At 30.9% G+C, this 16131-nt stretch carries 15 protein-coding genes; all 15 read left to right on the top strand.

Annotation, left to right across the window (positions count from 1 at the left end):
• Nucleotides 1-54 precede the first annotated feature (54 nt).
• The 15 genes from ABIN73_01000 (at nt 55) to ABIN73_00930 (ending at nt 15861) form a co-directional block, all read left to right on the top strand.
• Nucleotides 55-1056: a hypothetical protein gene (locus ABIN73_01000; GenBank protein MEO0268305.1), complete on the top strand. Its 1002-nt coding sequence runs from the start codon at nt 55-57 to the stop codon at nt 1054-1056.
• 21 nt (nt 1057-1077) lie between these two features.
• Nucleotides 1078-3714: a molybdopterin-dependent oxidoreductase gene (locus ABIN73_00995; protein MEO0268304.1), complete on the top strand. Its 2637-nt coding sequence runs from the start codon at nt 1078-1080 to the stop codon at nt 3712-3714.
• A 13-nt stretch (nt 3715-3727) separates the two neighbouring features.
• Nucleotides 3728-4384, top strand: coding sequence for a 4Fe-4S dicluster domain-containing protein (locus ABIN73_00990; GenBank protein MEO0268303.1), 657 nt, complete (start codon nt 3728-3730; stop codon nt 4382-4384).
• Between the two features lie 12 nt (nt 4385-4396).
• Nucleotides 4397-4753 carry a hypothetical protein gene (locus ABIN73_00985; GenBank protein MEO0268302.1) on the top strand — a complete coding sequence of 119 codons (357 nt, stop codon included), beginning with the start codon at nt 4397-4399 and terminating at the stop codon, nt 4751-4753.
• Between the two features lie 12 nt (nt 4754-4765).
• The gene (locus ABIN73_00980; protein ID MEO0268301.1) at nt 4766-5431 is read left to right on the top strand and encodes a molecular chaperone TorD family protein; all 666 of its coding nucleotides are present in this window, start codon (nt 4766-4768) and stop codon (nt 5429-5431) included.
• Entirely contained in the window at nt 5424-6038 is a 615-nt protein-coding gene (locus tag ABIN73_00975; GenBank protein ID MEO0268300.1) for a molybdenum cofactor guanylyltransferase, read from the top strand. Before ABIN73_00980 ends, ABIN73_00975 begins: the two co-directional genes overlap by 8 nt.
• The gene (gene moaA / locus ABIN73_00970; protein ID MEO0268299.1) at nt 6028-7026 is read left to right on the top strand and encodes a GTP 3',8-cyclase MoaA; all 999 of its coding nucleotides are present in this window, start codon (nt 6028-6030) and stop codon (nt 7024-7026) included. Before ABIN73_00975 ends, moaA begins: the two co-directional genes overlap by 11 nt.
• Nucleotide 7027: 1 nt before the next feature.
• Nucleotides 7028-7255 carry a MoaD/ThiS family protein gene (locus ABIN73_00965; protein MEO0268298.1) on the top strand — a complete coding sequence of 76 codons (228 nt, stop codon included), beginning with the start codon at nt 7028-7030 and terminating at the stop codon, nt 7253-7255.
• Entirely contained in the window at nt 7252-7683 is a 432-nt protein-coding gene (locus ABIN73_00960; protein ID MEO0268297.1) for a molybdenum cofactor biosynthesis protein MoaE, read from the top strand. The genes ABIN73_00965 and ABIN73_00960 overlap by 4 nt, the downstream gene beginning before the upstream one ends.
• A complete protein-coding gene (gene moaCB, locus ABIN73_00955) occupies nt 7676-8587 on the top strand; it encodes a bifunctional molybdenum cofactor biosynthesis protein MoaC/MoaB (GenBank protein ID MEO0268296.1) in 912 nt (303 codons plus the stop codon). The genes ABIN73_00960 and moaCB overlap by 8 nt, the downstream gene beginning before the upstream one ends.
• Complete coding sequence (locus ABIN73_00950) at nt 8584-9327, top strand: TSUP family transporter (protein MEO0268295.1); 744 nt, start codon at nt 8584-8586, stop codon at nt 9325-9327. The genes moaCB and ABIN73_00950 overlap by 4 nt, the downstream gene beginning before the upstream one ends.
• Nucleotides 9309-10523: a gephyrin-like molybdotransferase Glp gene (glp, locus tag ABIN73_00945; protein MEO0268294.1), complete on the top strand. Its 1215-nt coding sequence runs from the start codon at nt 9309-9311 to the stop codon at nt 10521-10523. The genes ABIN73_00950 and glp overlap by 19 nt, the downstream gene beginning before the upstream one ends.
• A 67-nt stretch (nt 10524-10590) precedes the next feature.
• Nucleotides 10591-11979: a hypothetical protein gene (locus tag ABIN73_00940; GenBank protein MEO0268293.1), complete on the top strand. Its 1389-nt coding sequence runs from the start codon at nt 10591-10593 to the stop codon at nt 11977-11979.
• The gene (locus ABIN73_00935) at nt 11976-13292 is read left to right on the top strand and encodes an FMN-binding glutamate synthase family protein (GenBank protein ID MEO0268292.1); all 1317 of its coding nucleotides are present in this window, start codon (nt 11976-11978) and stop codon (nt 13290-13292) included. The genes ABIN73_00940 and ABIN73_00935 overlap by 4 nt, the downstream gene beginning before the upstream one ends.
• On the top strand, nt 13285-15861 hold the full coding sequence (locus tag ABIN73_00930) for a hypothetical protein (GenBank protein ID MEO0268291.1): 2577 nt from the start codon (nt 13285-13287) through the stop codon (nt 15859-15861). Before ABIN73_00935 ends, ABIN73_00930 begins: the two co-directional genes overlap by 8 nt.
• Nucleotides 15862-16131: the final 270 nt, after the last annotated feature.

Below are 16131 nucleotides of genomic sequence, written 5' to 3'. Positions count from 1 at the left end.
ATTTTTCAATATTATATTATTAGGTTCAAATCCATTAAAAGAAGGATGGGTAAAATGTCTAAAATAATCAAACTAATCACAATATGTGTAATAAGTATTCCCCTATTTGCACAGGGGAGAATATCAGGGTATATGTTTGGCGATTACTATTTCGTGGCTTTACATCATGATAGCACACTGAAAAACCTCAATGGTTTCTGGTTCAGGAGGATCTATTTTACCTATGATTATGATATTTCAGAAAGTTTTTCCACAAGACTCAGACTCGAGTTTAATAGTCCGGGAGATTTTAAAACCAGTGGCTTACTTACTCCTTATGTTAAGGATGCTTATTTGAAATGGAAATTACCAATATTTGATTTGATTTTTGGTATTTCAGCAACCCCCACATGGGAAGTAATTGAGGAACATTTTGGTTATCGCTCTATTGAAAAAACACCTCTTGATCTGCAAAAAATGGGTTCCGCAAGGGATTTTGGCTTTGCCTTAAAAGGAGGATTGGGTGAATCTAAAAAAATCAAATATCACTTTATGTTTGGAAATGGTGAGGGTGTAAAATCTGAGGTAAATAAACAGAAAGCTTTTTATTTCTCACTCGGTTTTTATCCGGGAGATTTCGTAATAGAATTTTATGGAGACTACTTTGATGCAGAAGGTCATAGACAGGTTTATACATATCAGGGTTTTATTGGATTTAAGAAGGAAAAAATGAGAATGGGTGCTCAATTTGCCACTCAAAGTAGACTTCAGGATCCTGATACATCAATTAATTACAGCATAGGTTCTTTTTATTTTATCTTTAATACTACTGAGAAAACATCCCTAATTTTCAGATTTGACAAAATGTTTGAAAAAAATCTTGACGGAAACAAAATATCTTATACCCCCTTCTCTTCACTTGCTCCCTCAAATCTTATTATCGCGGGTTTTGATTTAAAACCTTATAAGGATGTTCATTTTATGCCAAACATTAAGTATGTATTTTATGATGAAGAAAAGGGAATAAAACCAGATCCTGATTTATATCTGAATTTGACATTTTTCTATAAATTTTAAATAAAAAGAGGGGGGTTCTTTATGGCTATAACAAGAAGAGAGTTTCTTAAAAAAACATTTTCCTTTACAACAATTGCTCTCCTTTCTGATTTATTTTTTGATTTTAAAAATTTAACTGCCGAGGAAAATAAGTCTATAGTAAATTTCTCACCTGATGAAGATGTAATGATCCCTTCAACAGATACGATGTGTGTTAATTTCTGTGGAATAAGGGTAAGAAGGGTAAATGGTGTTATAAGGGCAATATATGGAAATCCTGAAAGTCCTTATAATAAGGGTCACCTTTGTCCAAAGGGGCAGGCTGGAATTTTTCATACCTACAATCCTTACAGAATTAAAGCACCTTTAAAGAGAACTAATCCTAATAAGGGTTTGGGTGAGGACCCTAAATGGAAGGAAATTTCATGGGAAGAAGCCTTTGATGAGATTGTAAAAAAGTTGAAAGAAATAAAGGATGAAGATCCAAGAGGACTTACTTTCCATATTTCTCACGGAAAATATTTAATTGGTGATAAATTTACAAAGCCCTTCTGCAAAGCCTTTGGAACCCCTAACCATGTTCATAGAACAACAGTTTGTGAGGCAGCAAGGCATGTAGCAGATGAGATTACCTGGGGAGGTCATGGTCCATTACCTGACCTTGAATATACAAAATATTTTATAAATATTGGGGCAAATTTTACAGAGGCTGAACAATGGGCAAGATGGCTTGATAGGACTTCCTTGAAAAGAATAGTAGATGGTGATATGAAAATGGTTGTTATTGAACCAAGATTGTCCAATACCGCAAGTAAGGCAAATGAATGGGTTCCTATAAGACCTGGTAAAGATGCTCTTTTTCTACTTGCAATGGCAAAGGAATTAATTAAAATGAATTATATTGATGAGGAATTTTTGAAAAATTATACAGATGCAGCTTATCTTGTTGGGGAAGATAAAAAATTCTATAAGGATGAAAAGAATAATTTCTATGTTTATGATAATAAGAATAAAAAGATAGTTCCTTACGATGAACATGAAGAAATATCCCTTGATACAGAGATAGCTATTGAAGGTAAAAAATATAAAACTGCTTTTAGAATTTTTAAAGAGTATGTGTTATCTTTAAAGGATAAGGAGATTGAGGAAATCACAGGAATTCCTTATAGCACAATAAAAAGAATTGCAAAGGAATTTGGTGAAAATGCTAATATTGGAAAAACAATAGAAATTGACGGTGAGAAATTAAGATATAGACCTGTTTGTGTTTACACTTTCAGGGGACTTGTTGCCAGGGAATATGGTACCCAGAATTGGAGGGCTGGTCTAATAGTTAATATGCTTGTAGGTAATTTTGACGCTGTTGGTGGTCTTTTACTTTATAAGGCTGACCCAAATTATAAGAGCATGAAACCATCCAAGTGTGAATATCCTCCCCAAAGGGTTGATTTACAGGAGAGTGTATTTTATCCCTTTGCAACCCATAATGTAGCTCAGCAGGTAGCATATACTTATAGCGAACCCGAAAAATATGGACTTCCTTATAAACCCAGGATGGCAATATTTTATGCGACAAATAGAATACTCTCTACTTCAGATATACAGAAACAGATTGAGGGTTATAAAAATGTTTATTCTGTAAATATAAATGTTGTGCTGGATGAAACAGCAGAGATGGCGGATATAGTTTTACCTGATAAAACCTATCTTGAATCCTGGCACTATTCATCCACAAGATGGGTTCCTGATGCTGAACACAAGGCGATTAGGCAGCCTGTTGTTGATGTATTTAATCTAAAATATGATGCTTTTTCAATACTTATGGAAATCGCTAAAAGGCTTTCTATTCTCGATAAGTTTATAGATGAAATAAATAAGGAATGGAAACTGGAAGATAAGGAAAAGAAATTTGAAAAAAGGGTATACGATTCAAAGGAGGCAGTTCAGATTATCTGGGAAGCAGAAACAGGAAAACCTTTTGATTATGCAATTCAGCATGGTCTTTATATTAAAAAAAGGGATGTAAAAAAGAGATATTTAAGTGAGGCAGAAAAATATAATGGTAAAGGTAAACCAAAGATGCATTTTTATGCTGAACAACTTGTTTATACAAAGGAAAAAGTTTTTGAAATAATGGAAAAAAATGATAATGTAAAAAAAGTTTTTATGGAATGGTTTGAGGAAAATGATTTAAATGAATTAAGAAAAATTCTTGACATAGTATATTCTCCTTTACCATTAAAAGAGCATGCTTTTCCAACACCCCATCGTAAAAGGGACCCTAAGGAATATCCCTTTTACCTTATCACATATAAGAGAATGTATAGAACGCAAACAGATTTCCACGCCTTAAATCCACTTTTGAATGAGATTGCCAATGATTCAGACACAAATTACTGTTTGATAAATAAAAAAACTGCAGGAAAACTTGGTATTGATGAAGGTGATAAAATTATTGTTGAAAGTAAAATTGGTAAAGTAGAAGCTATTGCAAGGTTAACAGAGGGAATTAGACCTGATACAGTTGCTATAAGTTACCATTATGGAAGGTTTTCAAAATCATTTCCCTCCTATGCTAAAAAAGGAGTTTTACCAAACTTCATATTAGAACTTCATCCTGATCTTTTATCAGGGGAAAATTCTTTTAATGACACAAAGGTAAAAATTTATAAAGCATAAAGGAGGTTAAAAAATGGCAAGGTATGGGCTTGTTATAGATTTAAAAAAATGTTGTGGATGTAGGAGTTGTGTTGCAGCCTGCAAAATAGAAAATATGGTTCAAAAAGGAAATTACTGGAATTTTGTTATTGAATATGAAGAAGGAACATATCCTAATGTTAGAAGAATTTTTATACCTATGAACTGTATGCATTGTGATAATCCACCATGTATGAAAGCCTGTCCCGAAAAGGCAATCAAAAAAAATGAATATGGAATAGTCCTAATTGATTACGATAAATGTAAAGGTAAAAGGTATTGTATTGCAGCCTGTCCTTATGGTGTTATTCATTACATAAATAAAGAGGAAAGTTATTATCCTAATTACAAAACTCCTTATGAGAATTTGGATAAAAAAGCAAGACATCCCCTTCACAGAAAAAAACCAGGGATCGCAGAAAAATGCACCTTGTGCTGGCACAGAATAGAAAAGGCACTTAAAGAAGGTAAAAAACCAGGTAGTGATTATGACTCAACTCCTGCCTGTGTTCCAGTCTGTCCTGTAGAAGCAAGATATTTTGGTGACCTTGATGATCCTGAAAGTGAAGTTTCTAAACTTATAAAAAAGAGGAATGGTAAAAAATTAAAGGAGGAATTTGGAACAAATCCAAAGGTTTATTACCTATTTTAAAGGAGGTGAAAAGTGAAAAAAGTTATATTTTTTCTCCTTATAGGTTTTATCCTTATCTCAGGTTCAAAGGAGAAATTTAAGTCCTTTAACAAAAAGGAGATAGAAAAAATTGCAAGGGAAATAAAGGAAGGCAAAATTGATGCTGGAAAAGAAACGGGAATGGAGCCTGGCGAAAGGTGGCATAACATTCATTCTGAGATTTTAAAAATTGAATGTTCTTACTGTCATAAGGAAAAATACCCTGAAAATTACCTTTATCAGAGAAAATATAAAGTTCCTGAAAGGGGAGCACCAGGTGTTGTAATGAGGGAACTGTGTATTGGATGTCATTCAGAAAAGGGACCTGCCATAACAAAGCTATATAAATAGTTATTCTGATTGATGATTGATGAAAAGGAGTTGAAGAAGGAGGCGGAATTAAGAAGTAAATCATTTTTACTTCTTTCCCATTTTTATTTAAAAAGACCTGACCCTGAATTTTTGAGAAAGATTAAGAGAGAGGAATTCAGTAGTTATTTAAAAAAAATATCTTTATATTTTGAAAAATTTTATGAACATACAGAAAAATTAAGTGATGAGAAAATTCTGGATGAGTTATGTGTGGATTTTACTAAACTCTTGCGCGGTATAAAAAAGGGTTACTCTTTACCACCTCCCTATGAATCAGTCTGGAGGGGAGAAAATACTCTTATGGGAAATTTTACAAGAGAAGTATTGAATTTTTATTTAAATTCAGGAATAAATATTTCAATAGAAGATGAACTTCCTGATTATATTGGAATAGAACTTAAATTTTTCTCACTTCTTGCCTTTTATGAAAGAAATGCCTGGGAAAGTTCTTCTTTAAATGATGCAAAAAGGTTTCTTAAGCTTCAGAAGGAATTTTTAGAAAAGCATATTTTAACCTGGGTTTTTTATTTCTGTGAAGAAATGTTTAAAAGAGCAGAAACTTACTTTTATAAGGGTATCTCCCTTTTGACAAAATTTTTGCTTTCGGAAACAAAAGAAAGAATTGACGAACTTTTAATTAATTTAAAGGATGGATAAAAGTATAAAGGTTGCAATACTTGCTGGTGGAAGATCAGAAAGATTTGAAAGTGACAAAAGATTTTTTAAGATTGATAAAAGATATATGATAGAGATAATTATTTTAAAGTTGAAAAATTTTTTTGATGAAATTTTTATTCTCTGTGATGATAAGAAAATCATAGAAAAAAAGTTAGGGATTCTAATTAATAATTTGAATTTAAAATTAATAGAGGATAAAATTAAATATATGGGTCCCCTTTATGCAATATATAATTTTTTTAATAAAACAGATTGTAAGAATGTCTTGTTTTTTCCTGTGGATATGCCCTTTATTCCCATGGAATTTATAAAATTTTTATTGAATCTTTGTGAAAAGTTTAATTTTGAAAAAATTGTTTTAATTTCAGAGGATAAACCTTTACCTATTTTTTTAAGCTCTATTTTTAAAAGGGAAATTGAAAATTATTTAAAAAAAGGCAATTCCATAAAGGGATTTATAGAAAGGATAAAATTAAAGGATGAAAATAAAATTTATTTTATAAAGGAGGAAGAACTCAAGATTTTTGGAGATTATAATTTTTATCTAAAAAACATAAATAAAAGGGATGACTTAAATGATTCTTAAAGATAGTTTTGGAAGAGAATTTGATTACTTAAGGATTTCTTTAACAGACAGGTGTAATTTGAGATGTTTTTATTGTATGCCAGAGGAAGGAGTTAAACTTTTTAAAAAGGAGGAAATTCTTTCCCTTGAAGAGATAGAATTTCTTGTAGAATTTTTTTATAAGAATTTTTCAATAAAAAAGGTAAGGTTTACAGGGGGGGAGCCGCTTTTAAGGAAAGGTTTTGAAGATTTAGTTATTAAAATTAAAAAGAATATTCCTGAAATTGACCTTAATATAACAACTAATGGAATTCTTCTTAAAGAAAAAGCTATATTTTTAAAGGATTTTGATATAAAGGTTAATTTAAGTCTTGATACTTTAAAAAAGGAAAAATTTAAGAAAATAACAGGATTTGATTTTCTTGATGAAATAATTGAAGGTCTTGATTTATGTAATAAATTAAAAATTCCTTTAAAAATAAATACTGTAATGTTAAAGGGAATAAATGATGAGGAAATTTTTGATTTGATTGAATTTTCAGGGGAAAAAGGAATTCCGATAAGATTTATAGAGTATATGCCACTTTCAGGAAATGCAAACTGGAAAAAATTTTTTATCTCAAAAAAAGAAATTATAGAAAAAATAAAGGCAAAATATGATATTATTTATTATGAAAAAGAAAAAATTGCAGAAAATTATAATTTAAATAATGATAAAAAATTTGTGACAAAAGTAGGATTTATATCCACAATAACAGATACATTCTGTAATTCCTGTTCAAGACTCAGAATAACTTCCGATGGTAATATGGTTTTGTGTTTATTTGATAAAAGAGGTTACAATTTAAAAGAATTCTTAAGACCAGAGGTAAGGGAAAAGGAACTTTATGATTTTATTTTAAAAATTGTAAAATTAAAACCAGAAGGTTTTATAGCATTAAAGAAAAGTTTTTTTGATAATGGTGAAAATATAGAAAGTTTTTTTGTTATGAGGAAAATCGGAGGTTAAAATGAAGGTTTTATTTTTTGGAAAGTTAAGGGAAATAACAAAGAAAAGTAAAATGGAGATAAAAGGAATAAAAGACCTATCTGAATTGAAAAGTTTTATTTATAAAAAATTTCCAGAAATTGAAAGGGAGATTTTTTTTATTGCTGTTAACCAAAAAATATGTAATGAAGATATTGATTTAAGAGAAGAAGATGAAATTGCATTTTTACCACCTCTTTCAGGAGGATGAAATATTTAACTCGTAAAAAAATAACTGTAAAATTAATTAATGAAATTGTTAAAAAAAATAGTGATAAAAGCATAGGTTCCCTTATAATCTTTACCGGTAAAGTGAGGAAGGATTTAGTTGATGGAAAAAATTTTGTTAAGGAGATTTATTATGAATCTTATAAAAAAATGTCAGAAAAAGAAATAGATGAGATTATAAAATCCGCAAAAGAAAAATTTAAGGTGAAGAAAATAATTGTAAAACATAGATTGGGAAGGGTAAAATTGGGTGAGATTGCCTTTTTGGTAATAGTTTTTTCTTCACACAGGAAAGAAGGATTTTCAGCAATTCAGTTTGTTATTGATGAAATAAAAAATAAAGTTCCAATATGGAAAAAAGAGATTTTAAGTAACAATAAAGAAAGATGGAAGGAGGAAAAATATGTTTGATATAAGTGATAAAATCAAAACTTTGAGAATTGCAAAAGCAAGGGCAGTGATAGAAGTTTCTGAAAATATAATTAAAAGGATTGAAAATAAAGAAATTGAAAAAGGTGATATTTTTGAGGTTTCCAAAGCTGTTGCCTGTCAATCTGTTAAAAAGACTCCTTTTATTTTACCTTTCTGTCATAACATTCCTATTGAATGGATTTCCTTTGACCATAAAATTGATGATAAAAGAATAACAATTGAGGTTACTGTTAAAACAATTGCAAGGACAGGCTGTGAAATGGAAGCCCTTTTTTCTGTTAGCTGTGCTGCTCTTAATATTTACGATATGCTAAAGCCTTATGATAGAAATATTGAAATTAAAGAGATAAAAGTGATTGAGAAAAAGGGTGGAAAATCTGATTTTATAGAGGAAGTTCCTCCCGATTTTAAAGCAGGTGTGCTTGTTGTATCGGATTCAGTTTATGCTGGAAAGAAACAGGATAAATCAGGAAAAATTATTGTAAAGATTCTTGAGGAATGTGGTTTAAAGAATATTGATTATAAAATTGTTCCGGATGAAAGGGATATGATAGAAAAAGAGGTTAAAAACTGGATTGAAAATAAATATAATCTTGTTATAACAACAGGTGGAACAGGACTTTCACCAAGAGATATAACCCCTGAGGCTGTAAAACCTTTAATAGAAAAGGAAATTTCTGCTATAATGGAGGCTTCAAGGGTTTATGGTTATGAAAGGACTCCTTATTCAATGCTTTCAAGGGGTATAGCAGGGGTTAGTGGTAAGACTTTGATTATTACTTTGCCAGGTTCATCAAAGGGTTCTTATGAATCAATGAGGGCAATTTTCCCTTATGTTTTTCATATTTATAAAATGATGGAAGGTAAAGGGCATAAGGAATGATTTTTTTTAATCCCTTTATTTATTTTCTTTTTTTCCTTTTTGCTCTGATATATTCCTCAGTAGGGCTTGGTGGTGGAAGTGCCTATGTGGCCCTTATGAGTTTCTGTGGAGTTTCTCATAAGTTCATACCTTCCACCTCCCTTTTTTTAAATGTGCTTGCTTCTCTTATAGCTTTTTTAAATTACAGAATTCATATTGATTTTAAAAACCGCTTTAAATTTTTAACTTTACTTTACTTACTTTCCCTTACAGGTGTTTATATTGGAGCAAAAATTGTAATTGAGAGAAAATTATTTATGATAGTTCTTGGTTTAGTTTTAATTTTATTATCAATAATTTCAATTCTTGAAAATTTCATAAAGAAACTTAAAATTAGAATAAAAATTTCTTTTGTTCCCCTTTTTGGTTTTATTGCCGGAATAATAGCGGGTCTTTTAGGAATAGGCGGAGGGATTCTTGTATCTTCTGTTTTAATTTTTTCAGGTATAGGTGAAAAGGAAATACCCGGTATACTTTCCTTTTTTGTTATGATTAATTCTCTTTTTGGTTTTATTATCCATTTTATAAGGGGTAATGTAAATTTTAATTTAATTTTACCTATAACATTTTCTGTTTTCTTGGGTTCTATTATAGGTTCTTTTGTAGGTTCTTATAAATTAAAGCCAATTTATGTTAAGAAAATTTTAAACCTTATAATTTTATCTTTTGGAGTAAAAATACTATGGGACAGCATCTTATAAGTTTCTTTAAAGCAAGAAAACTTCTTTTAAATTCCCTTTATACTCTGGAAGAAATAGAAGTGCCCCTTAAAGAATCTATTTTTTATGTTTTATCTCGTGATATATACTCTCCTATTGATTTACCGGTTTTTACAAATTCAGCAATGGATGGATATGCTTTGTGTTTTGAAAAGTTTAAAAAAGGTGATAAATTCAAGGTAATTGGAGAGATAAAGGCAGGTGATTATAAGGTTATAAAACTTAAAGAAGGAGAAGCATTTCGTGTTTTTACAGGTTCTCCGCTTCCTGAAAATACTACTTCAGTTGTGATGCAGGAATTTGTTGAGAAGGAAGGTGATTATATAATTGTAAAAAAAGATCTTAAAAAGGGAGAAAATATAAGGTATAAGGGTGAGGAAATAAAAAAGGGGAAACTGGTTCTTAAAAAGGGGGAGGTTTTAAATCCTAATTCTATCGGCTTACTTTCTATGCTTGGTATAGAAAAAGTAAGAGTTATAAGAAGACCCAAGGTTTTTATAGTAGTTACAGGTAATGAGGTGATAAAACCAGGTGAAAAACTTGTGCCAGGAAAAATCTATGATGCAAATTCTTTTTCCCTTTATTCATCCTTAAGGTCATTAAATATTTCAGACATTGAGATAAGGTATGTAGGTGATGATTTTGAGGAGATAAGAAATAATTTTTATGAAGGACTTTTATCCTATGATCTTATAATTTTTTCAGGTGGTATTTCAGTTGGTGATTATGACATTGTCAGGGAGTTGTTTATCAGGGAAGGTGTGGAGAAGGTTTTTTATAAGGTGGCTCAGAAGCCCGGGAAGCCTTTATTTTTTGGGAAAAAAGGTAAAAGTTTGATTTTTGGATTACCGGGTAATCCTTTTGCAGTTTTATTTTGTTTTTATGAATATATTTATCCTGCTGTGAGGAAAATGTCGGGTTTTAAGGATATTTTTCTCCCTGAAAAAAGGTTAATTTTATTAAAGGATATAAAAAAGAAGAATGATAGGGCATATTTTTTGAAGGGGAAGATTTATAAGGATGGGGTTTTACCACTTAAGTATCAGGAATCACATATGCTTTCATCCCTTGTAAGGGGGGATTGTTTGATTTTTGCCCCGAAAAGTAAAACTCTAATTAAAAAAGGGGAAAAAATAAAAGTCCATCTATTACCCAATTTTTATAAAAAATTAATTTAAGTTTAAAACTTTTAAAAATTTAAACTTATTTGAAAAATATTTTTTTAAGGATTTATATTAAAAAGTTATGGAAAGGTATGAAAGGTATCATATAAAGATAAAAAAAATGCCCCCACTTTTTAAAATCCCGCATAAGTATGAACCAATCGTGAATAAGTTTGAACTTTTTAAAATGATTACAAGTGAATTCTTCCATAATTTAAAAGAGGGTTTAAAGAAAAGAAAATTAAAGGATTATATTAAACTTACATTTTCAAGACCCTGTAAGTATGGAGTTTTTTCAGGAAGGTTCGGAGGTTTCAAACCTATAAAAGAAAAGTGTGTAAGATGCTTTGAATGTAAAATTGAATACCCGAAGGTTATAAAAGATGTGATTATAAACCCCCATTATAAGGTTCTTGAAAAATTCAACCTCTCAATGGAGGATATTGATACAATTTTATTTGAAAGTGAAACAGGTATGGAAAAGGTAAGTGGCATGGGTTATAAAGGTCCCTTTGTTGGAAAAGGTTTTGATTCAATATGGCTTGATATGTCAGAAATTGTTAGACCGACAAGGGATGGCAAAGAGGGAAGAGAATATATCTCCACAGAAACCCAGATAGGGAGAAAGGTTAAAAAATTCGGTGAGGGAATTTCAAAAACAGTTACGGTGCAAATTCCTGTAATCTTTGAATATGAGCCTTTAAAGGATGATAATTTTCACAGAATATTATCATGTGCTGCTTACGAAGCTGGAACATTTTATATTTTGGGAATTTCCAATTTTAAAAAACTTGAAAGGGATTATAAAAATATTTTCCCACTTTTTAAAAGAGAGGAAAAAATTGAAGTGGTCAGTTCTAAAATTGTTGAATTTGAGATAGAAGAAAATGATGATATAAAGATTTTAGAGGAATTAAAAAAAATCAATGATAAATCAATAATGATAGCAAGAATAAAGGCAAAAGGGGATTTTAAAGAGTTAATTTATTTTGTTTTAAATGAAGGAGCTGAGGGAATACATTTAGTTTTTAAAAGGAATGGTTATGCCTTTGATAATAAAAAACATCTTACCGAAATTTTAAGAGATTTGAATAAAGATTTAATAGAAAAGGGCATAAGAAGCCAGATAACTTTAATAGTAAGCGGAGGGATAAACAAAGCAGAACATGTTCCAAAAGCAATAGGCTGTGGTGCTGACCTTGTAGCAATAGACATTCCTTTACATATTGCCCTTCAATCTGAATTTAAAGAAAGAGATGATGAATATGAAATAATCTTAAAAAAGTTAAATTTTGATTGGGGGAAGCAGAGAATTTTAAATCTTTTAAGTGCCTGGCATGAACAGTTAATAGAGGCTTTAAGTGCTATGGGGAAAAGGGATGTAAGGAGACTTGTAGGTGATTATGGAAGACTAATATTTTTTGAGGAGATTTTTGAAGAATCCTTTGCTGGAATTGAGAGGGTAAAATGATAAGCTTAGAAGATTTAATTGTTGAAAAACATAGTAAAAATATAAAGAAAGGATTAGAGGTTTTACCCTATGAGGTTTTAACACAGAATTCTGCTCTTGGACATTATGGCTGGACAAGGGAACTTATCTTCTCTACATGGATAATGGCTACTAAAGGTATGCCTCCAAAAAATAAAATTGAGTACAGAATAGGTAATAGCGGTGGGGGGTTTGATAGACTTTTTTTCAAGAAACTTATTAATAAAGAGGATTTACCTGAAATTGAAGAAGTTATTGATGATGAAGAAATAGACCTGTCCCTTGACTTAAACAGAAAGGATTATGGTGAAAGGATAAAAATCCCGATTCCCTTTTATGGAGCAGGTATGTCCTATGGTTCTGTGAGTTTAAATTTTATGATTGCAAGAGCAAAAGCTGCAAGGAAATTTAATACCTTCACCTCAACAGGGGAAGGAGGTTATCCACCTGAATTAATGGAATATAAAGAAAATGTTATTGTCCAGGCATCCACAGGTTACTTTGGGGTAAGAGAAGAAACGCTTCAACTTGCAAGAATAATAGAACTTAAATACGCTCAGGGTGCAAAACCGGGGCTTGGAGGGCACTTATTATCTTTTAAGGTTTCAGAAGATGTGGCAAAGATGAGGGAAACAGTTCCCCATGTTGATATTTTTCAGCCCTTTCCTTTTCACAGTGTTTATTCGGTGGAGGATCATAAAAAGCATGTTGATTTTTTTAGAACTATTAATCCAAATGCTTTAATATCCGTTAAAGTTTCAACCCCTATTGATGTGGATATGGTTTCAATAGGAATATATTATGCAGGTGCACACATAATTCATCTTGATGGTGGATACGGGGGAACAGGTGCAGCACCTGATTTTGCTAAAAAAAATATTGCAATGCCAATAGAACTTGCTATACCTAAGGTTCATGAGTATCTTTTAAAGGAAGGTGTAAGGGATAATGTAGTTGTAATGGCAAGTGGCAGAATAAGAACTGCTCATGATATAGCAAAAGCAATAGCACTTGGTGCAGATGGATGTATTCTTGGGACAGTTGAAGCAATTGCAGTGGGATGCACACAGTGTGGAAATTGTGAAAAGGGAGCATCAGATAGAGGGTGTCAGTTTGGAATAGCTACTCCTGATAGATTTTTATCAAAATTTCTGGATGTTGAATGGGCTTCAGAGAGAATTGTTAATTTATATAATGCCTTTAAAATTGAACTTAAAAGAATACTTAAAGGTCTCGGATTAAAAAGTATAAGGGATTTAAGGGGTAGAAAGGATTTACTTATTTACTATGGATAAAAAATTTTTTGAACTTATTGAAAATTCAAGAAGAGATTTAGCCCCTCATAAAATTGAATACAGAAAAAAAGAGGCAGAAGGAGGTTGCGGTGTTGTGGGTTTTATATCTTCAAAAAAGATTGAAGGTAAATATCTTTTAAAGTCACTTATTCAGATGAAAAACAGGGGGAATGGTAAGGGTGGTGGTATATGTGCCTGTGGTCTTGACCCTGAAGATATGCAAGTAGATTCTGAAATTTTAAAGGAATACTATATCCTTCAGATAGCCTATCTTGATAAGAGTGTTATTAAAGAAATTGAGAATTTTATAAATTATAATTTTGAAATAAGGGAAAGTTATCCTTTAAGGGAAAGTGAGGAAAAGAAAGAATTAAATTTAGAGATAACTCCACCACTTGTTAAAAGGTATTTTGTAAAACCCAAGGAGAAAATTTTATCAGATTTTATTAAGCAAAATAATTTAGAAGGTTTTGATATAAGGAAAATAGAAGATGAATTTATGTATCAAAAGTGTTTTATTTTGAATAAAACTTTTTATAAGGCAGGGGTTGAGCAGAAGGCATTTGTTCTTTCTTCAGGTAAAGATATGATTGTTCTTAAGATTGTTGGGTTTGCTGATGATGTTATTAGATACTACGATTTGTATGATTTTAAAGCTCATCTATGGATTGGTCATCACAGGTATCCTACAAAGGGAAAGGTATGGCATCCAGGAGGGGCACATCCCTTTTCAATTTTACATTATGCCCTTATTCATAACGGAGATTTTTCAAATTACGCTGGAATAATAAATTACCTTGCAGAAAGAAAAATGTATCCCCTTTTCCTTACTGATACTGAAGCAGCTATTTTACTTTTTGATTTATGGAAGAGACAGTATGAGTATAAAATGGAGTATTTGCTTGAAGCTATGGCTCCAACAACTGAAAGAGATTTTTACCTTTTACCACCTGAAAAAAGGGAAATTTACAGAGAAATTCAGATATCCCATATCTCCGCTTCACCCGATGGACCATGGTTTTTCATAATAGGTGGGAATAACATTTTTGATGAAAGGTATGAACTTATAGGAATAACAGATACTTCTATGTTAAGACCACAGGTATTTGCAATTCTTAAAGACAAAATAGAAATAGGTATTATAGCATCAGAGAGACAGGCAATAAATGCAATTTTAAGAGAACTTAAAAAGGATGGGATTATAAATACTTCCTATGCTGATAAATACTGGAATGCAAGGGGTGGAAGTCATACAGATGGAGGTGCTTATGTTTTTTCTTATGATTATAGAAATTTTCGAATGATTTTTGAGGATAAATTTGGTAAGAGAATAGAAAAGGAAGATGGGATTATTTTAGAAAAATTGATAAAGGGTAATCCTAAAAGGGAGAGTTTTGTTTTAACCTATGAGGAAAAAAGTGTTTTTTACAGAATAAAGGATTCCCTTGATTATTTTATTGAAAATAAAGATGCAAGGGGATGTTATGAATTTTTAAAGAATGTTATTAAGGATTTAAGTTATGAAACTCTTTTTAATATTCTTGTTATGCTGGAAGAGGTATCCTTTAAAGATGATAGTTTTAAAAAATTTTCAATTGATGTTTTAACATACTTAAATGACCTATATTACAATGTCGGGAATAAAAGGAGAAACTACATTATTGATATGGTTGAATCTTTTTTAGTTAGTATTTTTAAGAGAGAATCTGATAATTTTAAAGTTATAGATTATGAGAGAAGAGGAAAGTTAAAGGAATGTGAGGGAGATTTAGTTCTTGTTGTTGATTCTTTAAATTTTCCACCAGAAGGTGATGATAGTTTGGCAAGGTTTTTAGTAGAATCTTATAAGAAGGGTTATAAGAAATTTATAGTTTTTAATTTAAGGGGACAGAGATTTATTGGGTGCGGTTTTGGAAAGGATTCAAAGGGAGTTAGAATTGATTGTTATGGTGATATTGGAGATTATGCTGGTTCAGGAATTGATGGTCTTGAAATTTACATTCATTCATCAGGTCAGGATCAAATGCTCAATATAATGAAATCAGGTAAAGCCGTTATTTATGGTGATGCAGGACAAACTTTTATGTATGGAGCAAAGGGTGGAAAAGTGTTTGTGATGGGAAATTTAGCGGGAAGACCTCTAATAAACACTGTTGGAAATCCAAAGGTTGTAATAAATGGAACTTGTCTTGATTATCTTGCAGAATCTTTTATGGCTGGTGATCCGCTAAATGGAGGTGGTTTCTGTATTTTAAATGGAATAAGATTTAATAGAAAGGGTGAAATAGAGGAGCTTGATGAGGTTTATCCAGGCTCAAATTTAATGTCTTTACCTTCAGGTGGTGCAATTTATGTTAGAGATCCATTTAGGAAAATAGAGGAAAACCAACTTCATGGTAGCAAAATAGAAGATATAACTGAAGGGGACTTAAATTTAATAATGAAATTATTAGAGGAGAACGAGAAGCTTTTTGATATAAAAATTGAAGAACTTTTGAGGGTGAGGGGAGAGATACTTAAACCTGAAAAAGTTTATATAAAAATAGTTCCCAAAAAAATGAAAACTTAAATCTGTAAATAGATTTTCCAAAAAAAACTCAAAAGGAATTGTTTAATTTGAGCCAATTAAAAGATGTATATTTTTTAGGGCATATGGGGGTCGATTTATTTGGAGTACAAGAGGATAAAAATCACTATTGAAAAATTTAATATAAACCCAGTCTAAATGTTATGGTATTCTACAAAATCTTGACATTTTATATTTTTTTACCTTATAATTAGGAATGCTAACTGTAAGGAGGTAAAATATGCAAATTTTAATTTTGGCAGTTTTAATAAC

It is taken from the genome of candidate division WOR-3 bacterium, from assembly GCA_039804025.1.
Classification (GTDB): domain Bacteria; phylum Hydrothermota; class Hydrothermia; order Hydrothermales; family JAJRUZ01; genus JBCNVI01.
This window is presented reverse-complemented; position numbering and strand designations above follow the sequence as displayed.

Excerpts from the sequence above, each read along its gene's own strand:
- ABIN73_00980 (MEO0268301.1), top strand. The coding sequence starts at position 4,766 with ATGATTGATGAAAAGGAGTTGAAGAAGGAGGCGGAATTAAGAAGTAAA.
- moaCB (MEO0268296.1), top strand. The coding sequence starts at position 7,676 with ATGTTTGATATAAGTGATAAAATCAAAACTTTGAGAATTGCAAAAGCA.
- ABIN73_00940 (MEO0268293.1), top strand. The coding sequence starts at position 10,591 with ATGGAAAGGTATGAAAGGTATCATATAAAGATAAAAAAAATGCCCCCA.
- ABIN73_00950 (MEO0268295.1), top strand. The coding sequence starts at position 8,584 with ATGATTTTTTTTAATCCCTTTATTTATTTTCTTTTTTTCCTTTTTGCT.
- ABIN73_01000 (MEO0268305.1), top strand. The coding sequence starts at position 55 with ATGTCTAAAATAATCAAACTAATCACAATATGTGTAATAAGTATTCCC.
- glp (MEO0268294.1), top strand. The coding sequence starts at position 9,309 with ATGGGACAGCATCTTATAAGTTTCTTTAAAGCAAGAAAACTTCTTTTA.
- ABIN73_00960 (MEO0268297.1), top strand. The coding sequence starts at position 7,252 with ATGAAATATTTAACTCGTAAAAAAATAACTGTAAAATTAATTAATGAA.
- ABIN73_00990 (MEO0268303.1), top strand. The coding sequence starts at position 3,728 with ATGGCAAGGTATGGGCTTGTTATAGATTTAAAAAAATGTTGTGGATGT.
- ABIN73_00935 (MEO0268292.1), top strand. The coding sequence starts at position 11,976 with ATGATAAGCTTAGAAGATTTAATTGTTGAAAAACATAGTAAAAATATA.
- ABIN73_00995 (MEO0268304.1), top strand. The coding sequence starts at position 1,078 with ATGGCTATAACAAGAAGAGAGTTTCTTAAAAAAACATTTTCCTTTACA.
- moaA (MEO0268299.1), top strand. The coding sequence starts at position 6,028 with ATGATTCTTAAAGATAGTTTTGGAAGAGAATTTGATTACTTAAGGATT.
- ABIN73_00930 (MEO0268291.1), top strand. The coding sequence starts at position 13,285 with ATGGATAAAAAATTTTTTGAACTTATTGAAAATTCAAGAAGAGATTTA.
- ABIN73_00975 (MEO0268300.1), top strand. The coding sequence starts at position 5,424 with ATGGATAAAAGTATAAAGGTTGCAATACTTGCTGGTGGAAGATCAGAA.
- ABIN73_00965 (MEO0268298.1), top strand. The coding sequence starts at position 7,028 with ATGAAGGTTTTATTTTTTGGAAAGTTAAGGGAAATAACAAAGAAAAGT.